The 19004-nt window shown below is 42.2% G+C and carries 11 protein-coding genes and 4 pseudogenes; 6 read left to right on the forward strand and 9 right to left on the reverse strand.

The window, feature by feature from the left end:
- Positions 1-58 precede the first annotated feature (58 nt).
- The 4 genes from Q4Q49_RS19635 to Q4Q49_RS19650 all read left to right on the forward strand — a co-directional run bounded on the left by Q4Q49_RS19635 (position 59) and on the right by Q4Q49_RS19650 (position 4306).
- Positions 59-307: a hypothetical protein gene (locus Q4Q49_RS19635; protein WP_220590687.1), complete on the forward strand. Its 249-nt coding sequence runs from the start codon at positions 59-61 to the stop codon at positions 305-307.
- A 147-nt stretch (positions 308-454) separates the two neighbouring features.
- Complete coding sequence (locus tag Q4Q49_RS19640; RefSeq protein WP_311991118.1) at positions 455-1165, forward strand: YjbF family lipoprotein; 711 nt, start codon at positions 455-457, stop codon at positions 1163-1165.
- Between the two features lie 10 nt (positions 1166-1175).
- Positions 1176-1961: a capsule biosynthesis GfcC family protein gene (locus tag Q4Q49_RS19645; RefSeq protein ID WP_311991119.1), complete on the forward strand. Its 786-nt coding sequence runs from the start codon at positions 1176-1178 to the stop codon at positions 1959-1961.
- Positions 1961-4306: a YjbH domain-containing protein gene (locus Q4Q49_RS19650; protein WP_312000222.1), complete on the forward strand. Its 2346-nt coding sequence runs from the start codon at positions 1961-1963 to the stop codon at positions 4304-4306. The genes Q4Q49_RS19645 and Q4Q49_RS19650 overlap by 1 nt, the downstream gene beginning before the upstream one ends.
- A gap of 118 nt (positions 4307-4424) precedes the next feature.
- Here the strand turns inward: Q4Q49_RS19650 and Q4Q49_RS19655 are convergent.
- From Q4Q49_RS19655 to Q4Q49_RS19675, 5 genes and pseudogenes are all read right to left on the reverse strand, one after another.
- Positions 4425-4856, reverse strand: a pseudogene (locus Q4Q49_RS19655) (tRNA-dihydrouridine synthase); the annotation flags it as partial.
- Between the two features lie 32 nt (positions 4857-4888).
- A pseudogene (rfbC, locus tag Q4Q49_RS19660) lies at positions 4889-5428 on the reverse strand (dTDP-4-dehydrorhamnose 3,5-epimerase).
- 16 nt (positions 5429-5444) lie between these two features.
- Positions 5445-5642 (reverse strand): annotated as a pseudogene (locus Q4Q49_RS19665) (sugar phosphate nucleotidyltransferase); the annotation flags it as partial.
- A gap of 133 nt (positions 5643-5775) precedes the next feature.
- Positions 5776-7152 (reverse strand): GAF domain-containing sensor histidine kinase, encoded by a 1377-nt coding sequence (locus tag Q4Q49_RS19670; RefSeq protein ID WP_312000223.1) that lies wholly within the window; start codon positions 7150-7152, stop codon positions 5776-5778.
- Entirely contained in the window at positions 7149-8690 is a 1542-nt protein-coding gene (locus tag Q4Q49_RS19675; protein ID WP_006085562.1) for a DUF3369 domain-containing protein, read from the reverse strand. Before Q4Q49_RS19675 ends, Q4Q49_RS19670 begins: the two co-directional genes overlap by 4 nt.
- A gap of 259 nt (positions 8691-8949) precedes the next feature.
- Between Q4Q49_RS19675 and Q4Q49_RS19680 the strand changes: the two genes are divergently transcribed.
- Positions 8950-9399 carry a copper resistance protein NlpE gene (locus tag Q4Q49_RS19680; protein WP_312000224.1) on the forward strand — a complete coding sequence of 150 codons (450 nt, stop codon included), beginning with the start codon at positions 8950-8952 and terminating at the stop codon, positions 9397-9399.
- Between the two features lie 71 nt (positions 9400-9470).
- Entirely contained in the window at positions 9471-10109 is a 639-nt protein-coding gene (locus Q4Q49_RS19685; RefSeq protein WP_312000225.1) for a HutD family protein, read from the forward strand.
- Positions 10110-10377: 268 nt separating this feature from the next.
- Here Q4Q49_RS19685 and Q4Q49_RS19690 read toward each other — a convergent pair.
- The 4 genes and pseudogenes from Q4Q49_RS19690 to Q4Q49_RS19705 form a co-directional block, all read right to left on the reverse strand.
- A pseudogene (locus Q4Q49_RS19690) lies at positions 10378-10873 on the reverse strand (dTDP-glucose 4,6-dehydratase); the annotation flags it as partial.
- Positions 10874-10934: 61 nt separating this feature from the next.
- Positions 10935-13154, reverse strand: coding sequence for a DUF255 domain-containing protein (locus Q4Q49_RS19695; protein ID WP_311991686.1), 2220 nt, complete (start codon positions 13152-13154; stop codon positions 10935-10937).
- A complete protein-coding gene (locus tag Q4Q49_RS19700) occupies positions 13154-16309 on the reverse strand; it encodes a CRTAC1 family protein (protein ID WP_312000226.1) in 3156 nt (1051 codons plus the stop codon). Before Q4Q49_RS19700 ends, Q4Q49_RS19695 begins: the two co-directional genes overlap by 1 nt.
- 85 nt (positions 16310-16394) lie before the next feature.
- The coding region (locus Q4Q49_RS19705; protein ID WP_312000227.1) for an FG-GAP-like repeat-containing protein at positions 16395-19004 on the reverse strand (2610 nt) is incomplete at its 5' end.

Genomic DNA, 19004 nt, shown 5'->3' on the forward strand with positions numbered 1-19004 from the left:
ATCATGTTTTACTAGATTAGCTAAAAATCACTTAAATTTTTTCTAAAAGGGAATCAAGATGAAAAAAACTTCACTAGCACTTATTGCTGCACTTTCAATGTTTACTTCAGTAGCGGCAAATGCTGATGCTACTGCAGTTGTTGATGGTACTGCTGCGGGCTTTGATGTATCTACTCTTAGTGTCGGCACTTTAGTTGCAACATCTATTGGTGTTGGTGTAGTGATTGCCACTGTTGTAGTCATTGGAAATGATGCAGATGGTAACCCAATCACAGGTACCGTTAATACTGTTACCTATACAAACTAGTTAGTAAATTAACTTAGTTTATAAAATAACCGCCTGATGGCGGTTATTTTTTGAAGGAAAAAGAAACGTCAATCTGGTGTATAGACTTGAACTCAGTCTAATATCGATATGTTTAGCCATTTTTACTAATGAAAATAAGAAGCTAGGATGCGTATATCTAAAACTCTAACATCGTTATTCACCCTTTCTACAGTATTAGTTGGCATGACAGGTTGCAGTCAAAAAATTAGTGCATTCAACGATACTGTCAAATTTGCTTTCATCAAAGATGGAGATATTCAACTCACCAATGAACAAGTGAATGCTATCCCCTATGCCAGTATTTATGTCAAAGTTGAAGATGGTTCACAATCTTTTGTGGTTTTAGCTTTTGCCGACCCTAAAATATCTTTAACACCTATTATGCCTGAAGAGAAAGTAACTGAGCTGAAATGGCTCTCTGTTGATAATGGTATGTTAGTTACAGTTAACGGTCGCTTAGTCAAAACCCATAATTTTCTAACTGGGAATTTAGCTGGGCTAGAAAGTACAGAACCCGATCCCTTACTCCTAGGCTTACATCTGAGCAGTACTCCAAAAACGTGGACTAGGACCATTGATTGGCAACCAGGTTATCATTACGGCTACAAAGCAAATTCTCAATTTGAATTTATCGCTGCAGAAAATATTGTCATCAACGGTACTTCAACACCAACACTACATTATAGCGAATTAGTGACCGTTGAAGCTCTTGACATTCAATACCAAAATGAATTTTGGTTAAAACCTGATAATGGCAAAGTCATTAAAAGCCATCAAAAAATAGCCCCAAATCTTCCTTTTATCGATATCACATTACTCAAGCCGTTTGCGTCTTAGTGGAGACATTATGAGACCTTATTTAACATCTCTGACGCTTCTGATTAGTGTTTTCTTGTCTAACCACGTTCAGTCAGAAACACAACTTTTAATCACATCATCTGCTAACCAAAATACGGTTATTGAAATAACATACCCAAAAACAATACGCATTGAACAAGCGATACGTGATGGATTAACCCAACTTCCGATGCATAATAAATCCAGCAGTAATAATCTTGTACCTATCTATTGGTTAGGCGCTGCGCTGCTTGATATCAAAAATACGGCGAGTTTAGAAGCAAAACGCCAACAAGTACTCAGCCAACTCATCCAGATGGGGGAGGCAACGGATGATAGTCATTATATCGCCCAGCTCGCAAAACTTGCGCAGTTTATACGAAAGATCAAACTTGGACAGCGTGTAATACAGCCTTTGGATATTGATCTAATTCGAATCAATCAATCATTTAACGCTGGACTTGATGGTCGCTTTCTACTGGTTTTACCGCCTCGCCCTACAACAGTCACTTTATTAGGTGCCGTCGAACAGATGGGAAGTTATCAATGGCAATCCAATATTGATAGTAAAGAGTATCTCAAGCAAGCTGGGTTACTCAATAATGCAGAAACAAGCACAGTGTGGATTATTCAACCCGATGGCAAAGCGATAAAACAACCCATCGCTTATTGGAATCATCAAGAGCAAGATATTGCTCCTGGAGCGAGTCTCTACGTTGAGTTTTCAAGTCTATTTGATGACTACACTCAGCTGAATAAAAACATTGTTGAATTACTCAGGAATCGAGCTCTGTAATGAAAAAGTCTAGCCACTCAATCCATACCTTAGGTCGATTATCTGCACTATCGTTGGCATTATTACCATTGCTCCAGGTAACTGCAGATGAATTTTCCTATCCTACACTTTTAGCCTCGCAATCGGATTTTGGCGGTGTAGGTTTAATGCAAATGCCGACTGGCCGTATGGCCCCTGAAGGCGAGTTTAATTTTGCCACTAGCTATAACGAAGACTACCAACACTTCACTGCCTCAGTACAACTGTTTCCTTGGTTTGAGACCACAGTACGTTATACCCAAGTGCAGGATTTACTCTATAGCAGCGATCCCAATTTCAGTGGTAACACTAAGTACACTGATAAGGGTATTGACTTTAAAGTTCGTTTGCTTGAAGAAACAAACTGGCTCCCAGAAACCTCTATCGGTGTGCGCGACTTTGGTGGCACAGGGTTATTCGATGGCGAGTTTATTGCAGCGACGAAACGAGTCGGTCCACTAGACTTCACCTTAGGGATTGGCTGGGGTTATATCGGTAATAGCGGCAACCTAACTTCAGATAAAAAGGATCTTAACAATAACTGCGATCGCGATACTTCTTTTGGCGGCAAAGGCGGCACAGTCGATTACCAACGCTGGTTTAAGGGCTGTGCTGCACTATTCGGTGGCGTTGAGTATCAAACGCCATGGGAACCGTTGCGGCTAAAGCTTGAATATGACGGCAACGATTACCTATCCGACTTCCCTGTCGTGCGTGGCAGCGAGCGAAATGCTATGCCACAGGACAGCAAATTCAACTATGGTTTACTATACCGATTTGGTGACTGGGGCGATCTGCATTTAAGTTATGAACGTGGTAATACTTGGACGCTCGGTTTTAGTCTGCAAACAAACTTTAATACCTTAACTCAGATAAAGCGTGATCCAGCAGCCGCGAAATATAAGCCGCTCCCTGCCGCGCCATTAACGCAGGTGCAAGCAGTCAATTTACCGCTAGGCGGTGTTGAACCTTCAACAAAACCGACTAAAACCACCTTAGATACCAAAGTGGAAGTGGCTCATAGCAATTTAATGGTGCAACCAATAACAAGCTCAGCTGTTGATTGGAATAAGGTTGCTGAAGAGCTGCAAACTATTGCAGGCTACAACAATGCCAAGATTTATCTCGATTCCGACAGTATTACAGTCGTTGGTGAACAAACTAAATTTCGAGATAGAAATGAAGCCCATCAAAGAGCTGCAACTATACTCGCCAATAATAGTACTCGAACTCAAATCAAAGAGTACCGCTTAATAGAGACCCACTATAATCAACCTATTACAGAAACACTTATCGATGCAGAAAAGTTTGCCAAAGTTGCCAGCTTTGGTTACCTCAATGCTAAGGTTAGTGATGCGAGTCAAGTTATTGTACCAAGACTGCCTCAAGGCGAATTAGTCACGCAAGTTGATGACGATTGGTTAAATAAATTAAGTTTTAATGTCGTTCCCAGCATGGTGCAATCCTTCGGCGGTAATGAAGGTTTCTATATGTTCAATATTGGATTGACTGGTAGTGCAAACTACAGGTTTACTGATAATTTTGAATTTGGCAGTACCATTTATCTAAATCTTTATGATAACTATGATAAATTTGTATATGAAATTCCTTCCGATGGAACTCAATTAAAACGGGTTCGTACACTAATTCGCCAATACGTTCACGATAATCCAGTGCGTATCAACAATCTCCAACTCACTTGGATGGATAACCTAAGCGATAATATTTCCTATCAAGCCTATGGTGGTTATTTGGAGATGATGTATGGCGGTGTAGGGACAGAGTTTCTCTATCGTCCACTCAATAGCCAATGGGCATTCGGTTTTGATATAAACTATGCAAAACAGCGCGATCCAGACAGTGTGTTAGGATTCTTTAGTGACGAACACCAATATGATCCGCAAACTAATCAAACATACAGAGTACAAACAGGGGTAGTGACTGGACATGCAACGGCTTATTATCAGCCAGAGTGGTTCCCCAATACCTTACTAACTGTCAGTGCAGGACAATATCTCACCGAAGATAAAGGTGTGACAGTCAGTTTTTCAAAGCAGTTTGATAGTGGTGTTATTGTCGGTGCCTTTGCGACTAAAACGGATTTATCAGCAGAAGAATACGGCGAAGGTAGCTTTACGAAAGGCTTCTATATCTCTATTCCATTCGATTTGATGACCATTAAGTCAACCCACAGTCGTGCCATGTTAGCTTGGTCACCCCTGACCCGTGACGGTGGCCAAATGCTTGGACGTAAGTACAACTTGTTTGATGTTACTGATGCGCGAGCACCTTGGTATACCAAACCGAGTGTTGAACCCACGAAATAATGTGTACGAGTTAAAACTAAAAACGGGCAAGATAATTCTTGCCCGTTTTGTTTTCTGCCCATAAAAACTGGTTAAAATTTAGGGCTTAATGTCACTGATGAATAGCAAATTAAGCGGCCTACTCTATCGGCGACTTCACCCCATGTGGCGACGAGCGTAAATACTGTGGCGGTGCTTTACCGTTGCACCAAGGTTACTGCAGCACGCCATGGCCAATGGGGGGTCATAGAGCACAGTACGAGCGAGCGCAATAGCATCGGCCTGCCCTTGTGCCAAAATCGTTTCCGCTTTATTAGCGTCTGTGATTAACCCCACGGCAATCAGAGGCGTGTTGACCTCAGCTTTAATGGCTTCGGCAAAAGGCACTTGAAAGTGCTCAGCGACAGGAATTTGTTGCAGCGGACTTAGTCCACCAGTACTCACATGAATAAAATCACAACCTCTGATCTCTAATGCTTTTGCCAACACTAGGCTTTGGGATAAATCCCAACCACCAATCGGTTGCCGAAATCCGCACACCAAGTGCCATTTTAAGCGATATCACAGCCTTGTCCTTCCTTTTAATACAAGACGAGGCTGGCTTTATGATGCTGCACTGGCGAGACTATCTCGCGCGGATAAAATCGGTGTGGTAATTAACGGCCAATCAATGGCAAATTCAGCACTGTTCCACGCGATAACACTTTCATCTTCAGGATCATAATATTGGGTACATTGATAAATAACTTCAGCATAATCGCTGAGAACATAAAAACCGTGGGCAAAGCCCGGTGGGATCCACATTTGCAGATGATTCTCTGCCGATAGCACTCGCCCAACCCATTTCCCATAGGTAGCAGAGTCGGCCCTTATATCGACGGCCACATCAAAAATGCTCCCTGCACAGACCCGCACTAACTTACCCTGCGGTTTACGCCGTTGAAAATGCAGGCCTCGCAGGACATTACGTTGTGAGCGACTATGATTCTCCTGCACGAACACACATGACTCTAATCCCCGCTGTGCAAAGCAGGCATCAAAATAGGATTGCCTAAACGTCTCCATAAAGAAACCGTGTTAATCCCCAAAGACTTGCGGTTCAAACACCAGTACTTCGGCTAACTCAGTTGCGCTACATTTCATCAAATACCTGCTTATCGAGTAATGCCTTGAATAGCGGCAAATCGTGGGGAGTACAAATGTTCAAGATGTCTCGAATACCAGCCTGCATCAGGGTGACAAGTGGATAATAAATCATAGGTTTATCGTAAATGGGCAGTAATTGCTTACAGACAACCGGCGTCATAGGATAAAGACGCGAGCCAGTACCGCCCGCCAGTAAAATGCCTTTTCTCATTGAAATATTTAAGATTGATAAGCCATGTGAAGTGCCAAGATTGTAGCATATAAAAGACGACGAGCCGGAAGAACGGATGACAGGACATGAGCCATTCAATCAAGACAAACGCCTTTGCTGAACTGAGTGTTGACTAATCTACGCCCTTACTACTTTCGGGGATCAGCATCTCAATACGTAACCCTTGATTTGGTGCCGAGAAGAGTGAAACATGACCATTGAGCTTTTGGGTAACCAGATTATAAATAATCGACATCCCCAAACCTGTGCCACCACTTTGGCGCGCCGTGGTAAAAAATGGCTCGAATGCTTTGGCTTTCACCTCATCGGACATGCCGATGCCATTGTCTTGATAAGTCATCTTGATCTGCGATCCCTCCTTTTCAACCACAATGACAATCTGTTTATCTCCGACAAAATCATCAGGGAAAGCGTGGCGAAAACTGTTAGCGACTAAATTGGTAAAAATCTGAGCGATGGCGCCGGGGTAGGAATCAATGAAAATATTGTCATCAAGTTCGACTTTTAAAGTGATGTTTTTCTTACGCATTAAGGGCTTTAACGAACTAAATATTTGGAAGATATAATTCTTTAAATTAAAGCGCTCACGTTCCAATATCGATTGATCTGCGGCAGTGCGTTTAAAGTTATGAACAAGTTCTGCGGCGCGGGAAAGATTACGCTCAATTAAACATAAACCGTCCTGCATTGTATTGATAAAACTGACAAACTTATCTTCATCGAGGTCGTTTTTCTCGAATGACCCTTTTAGTAGCGATAACTCATCCAAACAATGGGTCACGGATGTTACCGCGATACCCAGCGGCGTATTCACCTCGTGGGCCACACCGGCGACTAAGCTACCTAAGGCGGCCATTTTTTCATTTTCAATTAAGTGCTTTTGGGTCGATTTTAAGGTCGATAGGGCCGTCTCGAGTTCGGTTGTTCGCAGTTCAACTTGATGCTCCAAATCGGTATTGATGAGTTTGAGCTGTTGTTGGTATTCGAGGATCTCTTTAGCACTCATGGCTCGGCCAAAGAGATCGGCCAGTGCCGAAGCAAATGCCTTTTCATCCCGCGTCCATTCCCTCGCCTCACCTTGATGCTCAGAACAAATAATCCCCACCATTTTGCCGTGGTGACGAATGGGGCTATCCAGCATAGAGGTGATCTGATTCGGTTTCAGGTAAGTATCGACAAACTCTTTGGTGGCAGGATCCGTTTGCGCCTTATTAGCGACAATGGTGCGCTCATTGTCGAGTAAGCTGAAATAATGGGGAAACTGCGTGCGAGTGAGCACTAACGCTTCTTGTGGCTGTTGGTGGTCGAGTAAATAATAACAAGCGATAGTCTGATTATCCTGACCAAACAACCAAATGCCCGCCCGCGAGATATGTAATCCCTTACAGATTGAACTCACAATAAGTTGCGAGGCTTGAATGAGATCGCCCTCATCAATAACCTGAGACTTACTGACATCAAATAGAATTCGATCAAGCATTCGGGTCATAGCGGTTCGTCCGGAATATGGATATGTAGGGAGGCAAACGCATCTAACAGTTTTAGGCTAGCTTCACACAATACGGGGTCAAACTGCTTACCCGATTGCGCCAAAATATACTCTCGTACCGCATCGACTGACCACGCCTCTTTATAACTGCGCTTGGAAAGCAACGCATCAATCACATCGACAATCGCCATGAGTCGGCCTTCAATGGGGATTTCTTCCTTAGCAATTCCACGGGGATAACCTTGCCCATCCCAACGCTCATGGTGGGTATAAGCAATTCGGGCACCCATTTTGGCAATAATACGATTTGAGCCGGCGAGCAAGTTATAGCCTTTCTCGGCATGAGTTTGCATGATCGCCCATTCCTCGGCATCAAGTTTGCCTGGCTTATGTAAGATGCTCTCAGGGATACCTATTTTACCCACATCGTGCAAAGGCGCGGCGTAACGAATCGTTTCGATAAAGTCCGCGTGCATGCCGATGGCAATCGCGAGCATTTCAGTCATGCGCGCAACCCGACGTACATGGGCTCCGGTCTCTTTACTACGCTGCTCAATGGCATCGCCTATGATTAAAATCAGCTCCCTTTGCGTCTGCTGCACATTTTCACGGCCCGACAAATTCTCGAAAGTTAAGCTCACATTCGCCGCAAATAGCTCAAGAATACTGACTTGAAAATCCGTTAATTTAGTGTTGTGCTGCAAGTATAAAATACTGGTGACATGGCCACTTAGCTCATAAAACCCAACGTAAATATTGTCACGAACGAGCGAGGTTTTTAGCGCGATAGCCTCGATAATATACTCACGTACATCCCCTGGTAGCGTCTCAACGCTGCCACCTTCGCAGTAACTGATCATCTCACCCGTAGCGGCCAGAAGATTCATTTGGGTATCGAGGTAAAGGTCTTGATGATAGCTGGTGAGATACAGGGCTGAGCTTTCAAGATTGAGTAACTGTAAAGTCTGTTCGAGCACCGCACTGCCAAAATTATGTAATGTGTGGCTTTTAAGTACAGAGGTGGAGGCGGCAATGACTTTCTCCATCCCCTTCTGGCTTTGCTCGATGATTTTAATATCGCGATAGGAACGCAGTGAAGTGTAGACACAAGACTTAAGCCGAGCCGCGGTAAGCTCTGTCTTGGCCTTGTAATCATTGATATCAAAGTCCCGAATAACTTGATCTTCAGGCGCCTGTCCCGGCTGCCCTGTACGTAAAATGATGCGGGTGCTGTGATTATTTAACTCAGTACGGATTTTTTGAACTAGCTCTAATCCGGCATGATCGGTTTCCATGACCACATCAATAAAAGCCAATGCGATATCTGTTTCGGTTTGAAGTAACGCTAAGCCTTCCGCAGCGCTGTAACAGGAATAGAACTGTAATACCCGATTATCTAAGGTCAGATTTTTTAGGGCAAATCGAGTCACCTCATGGATCCCAGGCTCATCATCAATAATGGCAACTTTCCAAATGCCTTGTTTAGGCTTATGGGATTTATCCTCGATAACATCAGCACTTTTCTTAAATAACGCCACAGAACCACCGTCTACGATGAATAGTTAAGCTTTAGTATAGATTCAATCTCGAAAGTGACTAGTTTCAAAGGATAAATTATCATCTTATTAGTTACAGACTTTAGGCTAATCACTAACACTCTCGCCACGTGGAATACAAATACACAAAACTTAACCTATTGTTATAAATTAGGAATAGTCAAAGTTAGGCTCTGCCAACCTTGACGGGTATGATGAATACACTTAATCCATAACACCCTGAAATGCTATTGGAGCCACTATGAACAAATCACTATGTTACATCGCACTTCTGGCCTTATTTACCACGGCTTGCTCTGAAGCCCCAAAAGAAGACACAGCAGTCGATACGACCCAAGTTCAAACAGAAGCCGCTAAAACCGTCCCTGTCGGCGATACCAGTCAAAATTCACTCGATTGGGCAGGCAGCTATGAAGGTGTGTTGCCTTGCGCCAGTTGCGAAGGTATTCAAACCCTGATCACATTACAATCTGATAATAGCTTTGTTCAAGAAACGGTTTATTTGGGCAAAGATGAGAAGATTTTAAAACTGATGGGCAAAGCAGCGTGGGATGAGAAAGGCCAAAAAATCACCTTGGAAGATGGCACACAATATCTGGTCGGCGAGAATCAACTGATCATATTAGATACTGAAGGCAAAAGAATTACCGGTGATCTGGCCGCTAATTATGTATTGAAAAAGAAACAATAGCAGAACAAGTATACGCTCAAGGATGAGCGAGCATCATTAATCAACCTCAAGGTAAATACAGAGACGAAGGAATGGCTTCAAATAAACACACGCAACTGCTCCGCTACCAAGATTGCCCATCAACACCATGGAAAAATGGCGGCGGCAGTACCAAACAGTTACTTATTTCCCCAAGTAATGCGGATTTATCCAACTTTGATTATCGAATAAGCATAGCCAGCATTAGTAGCAACGGACCCTTTTCCTCATTTATTGGCATAGACAGGCAACTATGCTTACTCGAAGGTGAGGGACTTAAACTGCATATTCAAGGGGATAATCTCAATAGCGGCACCATATTAATCCCCAATGATGCCCCTTTTAATTTTAAGGGTGAAACTCAAATTGAGAGCCAATTACTGGGTGACAAAGTTCTCGATTTCAATGTAATGACCAAACGGGGAAAATACCGCTCTAATATCGAAAAAATTTCCATTAACGACACTTTTACCTATGGTTCAAGCAGAAACACACTCAACACAGAACAGGAGCAAAATGTTGGCATGCCACTGCAATTACTTTTGTGTTTAGAACCCGTTATATTGGACCAGAATGGCCATTTAACAGAGCTTGAACGCTATGATTTATTGATCTGCCCCTATGGCAAACCACTAAATCTGAAAAGTGATAATCCAACCAAATGGCTCAGCATTACCCTTAGTCCCGTTTAGGTTTGAAATATGACGTAAAGCAGTGATCTTAGATTACGACACTTTGTTCACGGCTAACGAGATGCTGAGCTTACGGTGGACAGATTGCGGGACTCACAAGCTCACTCACCGTCAGAGCGAAGCCCGTACTGTAAACCGTAAGTCACGCAGTGACGTTCCGTAGCAGCAAGGATCTAGCAGTTGTGCTGCAACACCCTAGATTCTAAATCCATGCAAGTTCTTCTAAGAAATCGCAAATTAACTGCACCACAACAAGATTAGTGCATTAATTTGAGCCACCAATATTATAGGTCTCCCCAAGCAGCCCCTCTGTCGCGACTAAAAATAACGCCTTAACATGATCATCGACATATAACCAATCCCGCACCTGCGGGCCATTGCCGTAAATGGGTAGTGGTTTTCCCAATAACGCATTATTCACCATTAAAGGGATTAGCTTTTCAGGATATTGAACAGGGCCATAATTATTAGAACAGTTAGTAATAATTATCCGTAATCCATAGGTGCGATGCCAAGCACGAACCAGATGATCCGCCGAAGCCTTGCAAGCAGAATAGGGAAAACTGAGATCATAGGCGCTGATTTCACTAAATAACCTCGTCTCACCAAGGGAGCCATAAACCTCATCGGTAGAAATATGATGTAATCGAAAACAGTGCTGTTGTTTTTTGTTCTAAAGCTTGATAGTAGCCACGGCATGCCTAGAGCAGCGTGTATGTTCCCACAATATTGGTTTGAATAAACTCCATTGGTGGCGAACACGAGAATGTATTAATGCCTGACCAATATTGTTAGGCCACATCACCCATGTATACAACATCTCAATTAAAGCAATAAGATAATAGTTTCAGGTAATAAGCAGAGCTTGTCTGAACAGGCTTGTAGTCGTACTTTCACCTTGGTAGGGCCAGATATGTTCACTGATGAAGAAGACGTCGGGCGTAAAAGAATGCTTGTTTGATCGTCGTATAACTTCAAGAGTGACTGACTAAAACCTAGTTGCTTAAGCTGTGGGCTGGGATAGCCTATCTTAAAAGCTGCAGCATCGCCTACCACTTCAACTTCAGTCGCTATCAGTTTTTCATTGGTACTAGGATTTGCATTTACATGCCAACCAGACTCTAAATCGAGTTTAACCTCCATATGGTCCCCACGACGAACCAGTGAAACCTTTCCATGTCCTTTCGCAAAATAAGATGCTCGCAAAACTGGGCTATCCGTTTGCTGTGCGGCCGCCGCCCAAAAACTATAATTGCCTTCGATATCATCGGATTTCGAGCTATGATTCTTTATCAGTTGATCCGCAATCGTTCGATATTCCCTGCTGCCCAAGCTCCTGCGCCCTAAAGCCATCGCTTGATAAACGCTCGAGTAGACCGACGGTAACTCCCCATCGTTACTCAATTTTAGTAACGTTTCAAAGCGATAATCTTTAACCAATGCATCCAACAACCAAACTGCTCGTTCTCTAATAGAAAACCTATTAGCATGTTCAGCCGAAGTGTGTTGGACAAGATTAGATTGATACTGTGTTTTATAGAGACTCAAATTAAGTAATGCTTTGGCAAACCAAGCATAATCTTCAGAAGTAGCCTCAATGCTGGCTCGTCCTTGGAAAACAATTCGGTGCAGCTTATTATTACGACGCGCCATCAGCCAAAGTTGATCGGCAATGTCTGAGGCTGTCGCTAAGAATTGCTCATTATTCGTCACCTGATAAGCATCAACCAATGCATCAATATACATCGCATTCCAACTGACGATAATTTTCTCATCGACCAAGGGCGCAACATTTTGATGGCGTAACGCGACCAATTTCCGGTGCCATTGATTATCGCGCCAATCCATATCTAAATTCGCTAATGCCACTAAATTCGGCTGACTATTGGCATAAAAATTAAACCCTGCATCTGATAATAATGCTTGGTCAGTCTCAATAAAACGGTAATAACTTCCCTCTCCGCCATCAGAAATAGCTGACATTGCAGATGAGCGGCCATAGGGTTGATATAAGAAACTGTCAACCCAGTTGATCGTTTGCTCCATCGCTGACAGATACTGAGGTTTAGCCGTAATGAGGTAGAGGCGCGCAAGTACTTTGACCATAAATGCTTGTGTGTAAAGCATCTTTTCAAAATGAGGTTGTTGCCACAATCCATCTACAGCATAACGATGAAAACCGCCCTCGATGGCATCATAAGTTGGGCTCAATAAAATAGTGTCAACATGCTGTGTTACTACATCAATAATGCGCTCATCACCATAGGCAAGATATTGTTCTAATAATCCCAACAACCAATATTCTCGAAGGAATCTTGGACCACTACGACGAGCTTCATCCGCCAAAGTCTTTAACCGTTTAGCATTGAGCTCACGAATGACAACATTTGGATCTAAATGATTAGGGCTCACGGGATTAAAAGGTGTCGCTAACTGTGCCGATATTCTATCCGCGACAGCGAGCAAAGATTCAGGGCTTGTTTGCCACCGCTGACCTAGGGCGCTAATCACTTTAACAAACTGGCTTTCGGGAAGGTAAGAGTCCGCCCAGATGACCTTACCTTGCGGCGTTAAGATCACATTGATTGGCCACCCGGCCTCCCCCTTTAAAAGCTCTAAAGCAAGCTTGTAACGGTTATCGACCAATGGCCATTGTTCACGGTCGACTTTAATGCTCACAAAATGTCGATTTAGCATGGCCGCCACAGCTTCAGAATTAAAGCTTTCCTGTGCCATCACATGACACCAATGACAAGTTGCGTAGCCGATAGAAATAAATATCAGTTTATTCTCACTCGCAAACGCTTGCTCAAAACTGGCTTGCCACTGCAACCAATTGACAGGTTGTAGCGAATGACTCAGTAAATAGGGTGATTCAGCAGCAATTAACGAATTAACGTATTTGGGTTGCCCATTTTTTTTGATCGCGCTATCGAGAATATTCCGCTCATTGAACCAACCACGCCTAGCTTCAAAAAGTGAAGAATAACTATCGGCGATAGCGCTGTAACTCAACAGCACTATCGATAGCAGAAATAAACGCATCACTGAACAGCTTTCGCCTCATATTTAATAGTGTAGGATTGATTAGCTTTTACATTATCTAACCCTTGACGTTTACCATTGGGCCAAATGATAACCACTTTAGCTAGAGTTGCTTTGCCAAGACCGATGGATTGTTCTTTCGGGTGCACTGACATATACCCTTGACTACCCGACACTTGCCGCCAGCTATACCCCTTATCACCATACCCCACGATAATTTGAGCACCAATCCCATCTAAATTAACGCCATTTTCAGGTGAACCAATTAAACGGATCTTCAACCAATGATTATTAAGAGTATTAGCCTGATTCTCAAATAGCTGTGCTTTATCATGATAATTGTTCACTATGACATCTAGATCGCCATCGTTATCAAAATCAAGATAAGCTGCCGAACGTGAATTTGCGATTATATCTAAACCACTCTGAGCTGACATATTTGCCAGACCACCATTGGTATTTAGAAAAAAAACATTACTTGCCTTAGATGCATCAGGAAAATATCCAGTCATATTCTCCCCCGTATTTGGGTCAGAATAATAAGGATTCTGAGATGAATACACATAATAATCATTCATACCATTTAGCACATACAAGTCTTCATCACCGTCGTTATCCACATCAAAAAAATCAGCATCCCATGCCCATCCTGTAGATGAGTAGCCACGGCCCACTTTTTTGCTAGGCTGATAATGTAAAGCCCCCTTGTTCGTTAGTTTAGAAATAAATAAATCATTTCCTTCCACAACTCGCATATTAGCTAATTTATCAGGATTAAACTCAGCCTTTGTATCTTCACTTGGTAACACATATTTTTGATCTTTATTCATAGTAACAATATTAGAAACATAAATATCAGCAATACCATCACCATTAAGATCACTCAGACTGAGATTCATAGTATAAGATGGTTTATCGGTTCCTAGTTGGGGAGCATAATCCACAAATGCTTTTCCTTGTTGATTAAGGTAGTAGGCATTAACACCGAAATCATTGCCTACAATAAGATCTTGCCAACCATCCATGTTCAAATCAGTATGCGTAACAGCTTGCCCCCAGCCAGTATTATTAGCTCCAAGAGCATCCTTGGCCTTTTCAAATACGAAATTACCTTTATTGATAAATAGCTCGTTAGCATCACCATTATTATTGCGACGTTTTAACGTGGGTAAATCGCCCTTCAAATAATTACCAAAATATTCAATGTATATATCAAGTAACCCATCATTATTAACATCAAGAGTCGTCGCAGGTCCTCCCACATGTCCTGCCCCACCTAATTGTGCTTTTGTGGTCATTTCAACAAATGTACCATCACCATTATTGCTATAAATTCGATGTGGCTCATCAACATAGGTGATCATAATATCTTGATCTCCATCGTTATCGAAATCAGCAATCAAAGGTTGACGTGGCTCCCCCGCTAGGCCTGTTTTCCCCTGTGTGGGCTTACGCTGACTAACATTACTCAAACCAGAAGTCGCTGTAACATCTTCAAAATAGCTACCACGATTCAAATACAGTTTATTTCCCAATCCACTTAGTATTAAAATATCAGCCAGTCCATCGGCATTCAGATCTTCTGCTGCGACTCCGCCCCCACCAAATGCAGGGGGGATTGTACTGATCCCAGTTGTGGCATCTTTGCTCAGATAACTACGTAGTTGACGGCTCAACCAGTCAGAAGATCTATGCTCCGCATTAATTTTCTGCTTGTCTGTTACATTTTTAAAATAATGATTCGTAACCTCTTCGGTGTTATCAGCTGAATTAATGACAGGTTCGATAGCAGGTTTTGGTTGGTATTGATGGTAAGAATCGACTTCTTTATTAATCTTCTCATAAGCTGCGGTCACTAAATCTGAGTGCAACTCAGTTTGATTTAGTAGCTTACCCTCATTGCCAGCTGTTCGAAGCAGTAACACACCATAGTGGGCTATTGCCTCTGTCAACAACTCTGCTGCGTAAGGATCGGCTTCAAGCGTTACTCTATCGCCAAGATCGGCGAGTGCATCTTTAAGATATAGCCAATGTAACCCTGAGTCGCGAAAAGAATCCATATCATAAGCTTCGATATCGACTTGTTGAGCTAATGGATAATTGGGAAAAAAAATGACATCTTCATATTCGTTAACTCTATGGGGTAAAATTTTATCTACAGCTTTTGCCACATCCACTTCGCGAATTACTTTTCCATCAGTGACTTGCGACTGAGCCAACAAATAAAAATTCGCCGAAAAAGCGACCATAGCCTCAGTGAAGTACTTTTTAAACTCTGTTGCTTGTAGTGAGTCTTTAGGTAATGCGAGCTTAGCAAAATAGACTTGTAAATTACGAGCAAAAAGAGTGCTGCTTACTTGATTATACTGCTGAAATGCGTTGATTTTTAAGTCAAATAGCTCATTTAACATGCCTGTTTTAACAATTGACTTGGACGATTGACTCTGCGTTTTTATATCTTTCGAAGCGGTATTAATCACCGCTCTAAGCGTTATTTCGGGGAATAAACTTAACCAGCTATCAGAAATATTTTGTACGGATACAGTATATTGATCCTGATTGCGTGCTAATTGGTCAGCTTGTTTTAATACAGACAAGGTTACAAGATCGATCTCTTGGGTAATAAATTGAATCGCATCATCTGCAAGAGGTGGTAAATTAACATCTAAGTCAAGCAAGGCATCTTGCTGTACTGCTAACATAGCCCTGAAACTGTAAGCGATAGAACCATAATGTTTCTTATCTCTCGCTTCAACTTCCACTATTTTATTAGGCGTCTTAATTAACCACTTTGAAGACTGCTCCTTTGTTTCAAATAAATCAGAAACAACATTTTTGATCTGCATTAGTGTTAGACTGTTGGCTTTTGGATTCGCGTCTGCAGTTTTAAGCCAAATACTGCGAATAAGTCGCTTTTGATATTCAGCTTTGATATATCGCGCTTCCTCACTGAGCGGTGTCCCGTAAATAAGCCCTTCTAATCGTGTAGCAGTGGCGTGACATTTAGGATCTCTAACTGACTCCAACTTTCCCATTAACTTTAATAATCCGTCATCTTGTAATGTAGATGAAACCTGTGACTCACTAAGGGTATTGAACGATAATAATGAAATGCTCAATGTGACTACACTAAAACTAAAGTTTTTTATTCCCATTACAAATCCCTTAACTATAACTTTACTTCCATAAACCTAAATATACAGAGCCTAACAGCCCCGTATACTTATCGTTACTTTATTATTAAAGTCTTGATTTAAAATAAATATTATTCCTCAGCATGAACAGCATCAAGATAACGACCGCCCACCATGGAACACTACCACCACTGTTATTCTCTTTAGGTGAAATAACATTTAACTGTAATTCACGCTGATTATTAGTGGTGCTCACATCATGTTCAAGACTATTAACACTACCGTTCATACGCAAATTGCCACTGATAAATGGAGTCACCCATATCTCGATAGTACGGCTCTCACCAACAGCTAACGTGCCGATTGAACACCTTAGAACCAGATCTGACAGTGAACAACCGGGTGCTATTTGAGTCAAATGTAATTGGCTGTCTAAAGTAACCTCGAGCGTAACTTCTGTTGCTTGCCCTATGCCCTTATTCTGAACAGTCCAAGTGACTATGGACGCTTCTTTCAATTTTGGAAACGAAGTACTATCTGCAAATAAAGCTAAATCAACATCCTGACGTCCAATGGCACCAGTAGAGCTTACATACCAAATAGACACTCCCACTTGAGTATCAAATACGACAATATCTAAATCGCCGTCGTTATCGAGGTCAACGAGTTCTATATGGGCAATATTCTTACTCACGATTAACGCATCATCAGGCCGAATATCATTCACACTGTGATAATGCCAAATACTGACACCACTCGATGTCTGTAACAGTATCTCAGCGATACCATCTCCCTCAAGATCAACAACAACTAGGTTATCTACAAATGGAAATGCAACAGAACTATGAACGGCTTCGGCACCAAGCGCATCTAAAATAAGGTGCCAACCTTCCTTATCGAACACGAATAGATCTGCTTGGCCATTAGCATTAATATCAGTTGCCACCACACGTGTCACATCAGAACTTAACGAAGCGACCTTTTCACCTTCCCAATAATCATCAATATATTGGTAAAGGATCGGAGCTTCACCCTCAATGAAGACAATAAGCTGATTGCCAAGCATTGTTTTCACTATAGCCATAGAGCTAACACCGCCACTATTACTGGATAGTAACGTGGGTGTATCAGTTACATTTAGAATAGAGCTTGAAAGTGCTTGTGTAACTTTAGTATCAAGATTAAAAGGTACTGTGACATTGAGTAACTGTAATCCTATTTCGCCTGACCCAACGTGAGAATACAAGGCAATTGTAGGTTGATTGACTCCTCCTAAAATAACCTCAGGGTCACCATCAGAGTCGAGATCAGTAATTAAGATGAGGTCGGCAATTACTGCATCCAATGCATCTTCAAACAGTACGTTTAAGTCAGCATCTAAAATATAAGCTCTATTCCCACCGTTTTTTCCTCCTATAGTGACAATATCAGGAACTCCATCACCATTAAGATCAGCAACTGCCATAGAACTAACAAATTGGCTCATGACTAGCTTGTTAGTCGAAACTAGCATTCCTGCACCGTCATTGATCATTAATTGTATTGACTGTTCTAATGGCAAATACACCAATAGGTCATTCAGTCCATCACCATTTATATCCGCAATAACACCAGTATCAGCAGGAACGCTTGTGATTACTTGCCCAGACAAGGCAGACAAAGTATTCGCTAATAAAAGACTCGCGCTCTTAGGTATAACTGCATCAACCAGATTATTGGCGCTCAGATCTATTGACGCATTTGTAAAACCAGTTTCAACAGAAACTACGTTAAGTTCAATAGCACGGGTATCTGTCATACCAATAGCAAGATCATCAGCAAGATGACAGCTTACTAGTCCAACAGTAATTTCACTACAAATAGAGGGTAATTTTGTACTGTTCAACTCAGGATCTATGTGTATTTGATAATCTAATCCCTTCAATGGGGCATAGCCAATATTGGTCACCTCAATCATCAAATTGACATTTTGATCAACAGTCGCTGTACCGGGTGAAAAGTAGAACTTAAACGCAACACTTGTCTCAGTAGCCTGCTTAACAACCAGAGTAAACTCTTGCAACACAGGAGTGTCTATAATCCCGTCAGTAACACTTAACACCACACTGAAAGAGGAGTCAGCAGCATCTAAAGGAGGAGTACCTACCAACTTATTACTTGCAGTTAACTCCAACCAATTGGGTGCAGACTCAAGCGCAACAGTTAGTTCACTATCTAAATCTATATCCGAGGTGACAACTTTATACTGATACGGAGCCATCGAAATTGCTTCAATAACAGGCATAGAATCAAACACTGGCGCATCATTTACATTGACAACTTCGATATCAAATACAGGAAAATCAACTTGAATCGCACCATCAGAAACTGAGATCACAATACCTGTCGTAATACCAACATCGTCATTTGAAGGAGTTCCAGTTAATGCCCCGGTAGCAGAATTGAAATCAGCCCATGAGGGTTTATTAACAATATTAAAAGTTAAAGAATCATCTTCATCTTCATCTTTCGCTACAGGCACAAAACTATAAGCAGTATCCTCCTCAACTTTAATGCTAGGTGTACCAGAAATAACTGGCGCATCATTGACGTTGCTCACCACCAGCGTAAAGCTCTGCTCTGCCGTTAAGCTGCCCGCATCGGTCGCTTTTAGGCTCACCGCATGACTGCCCACGTCCGCATTGCTCGGCGTGCCACTGAGCACCCCGGTCGCGGG

The organism is Shewanella sp. SP1S1-7 (genome assembly GCF_031932105.1).
Lineage (GTDB): Bacteria > Pseudomonadota > Gammaproteobacteria > Enterobacterales > Shewanellaceae > Shewanella > Shewanella baltica.

Bases quoted from the DNA above. Each gene is read 5' to 3' on its own strand.
- Q4Q49_RS19670 (WP_312000223.1), bottom strand. From the start codon at position 7,152: ATGACCCGAATGCTTGATCGAATTCTATTTGATGTCAGTAAGTCTCAG.
- Q4Q49_RS19650 (WP_312000222.1), top strand. From the start codon at position 1,961: ATGAAAAAGTCTAGCCACTCAATCCATACCTTAGGTCGATTATCTGCA.
- Q4Q49_RS19695 (WP_311991686.1), bottom strand. From the start codon at position 13,154: ATGCGTTTATTTCTGCTATCGATAGTGCTGTTGAGTTACAGCGCTATC.
- Q4Q49_RS19645 (WP_311991119.1), top strand. From the start codon at position 1,176: ATGAGACCTTATTTAACATCTCTGACGCTTCTGATTAGTGTTTTCTTG.
- Q4Q49_RS19640 (WP_311991118.1), top strand. From the start codon at position 455: ATGCGTATATCTAAAACTCTAACATCGTTATTCACCCTTTCTACAGTA.
- Q4Q49_RS19700 (WP_312000226.1), bottom strand. From the start codon at position 16,309: ATGGGAATAAAAAACTTTAGTTTTAGTGTAGTCACATTGAGCATTTCA.
- Q4Q49_RS19685 (WP_312000225.1), top strand. From the start codon at position 9,471: ATGGCTTCAAATAAACACACGCAACTGCTCCGCTACCAAGATTGCCCA.
- Q4Q49_RS19680 (WP_312000224.1), top strand. From the start codon at position 8,950: ATGAACAAATCACTATGTTACATCGCACTTCTGGCCTTATTTACCACG.
- Q4Q49_RS19635 (WP_220590687.1), top strand. From the start codon at position 59: ATGAAAAAAACTTCACTAGCACTTATTGCTGCACTTTCAATGTTTACT.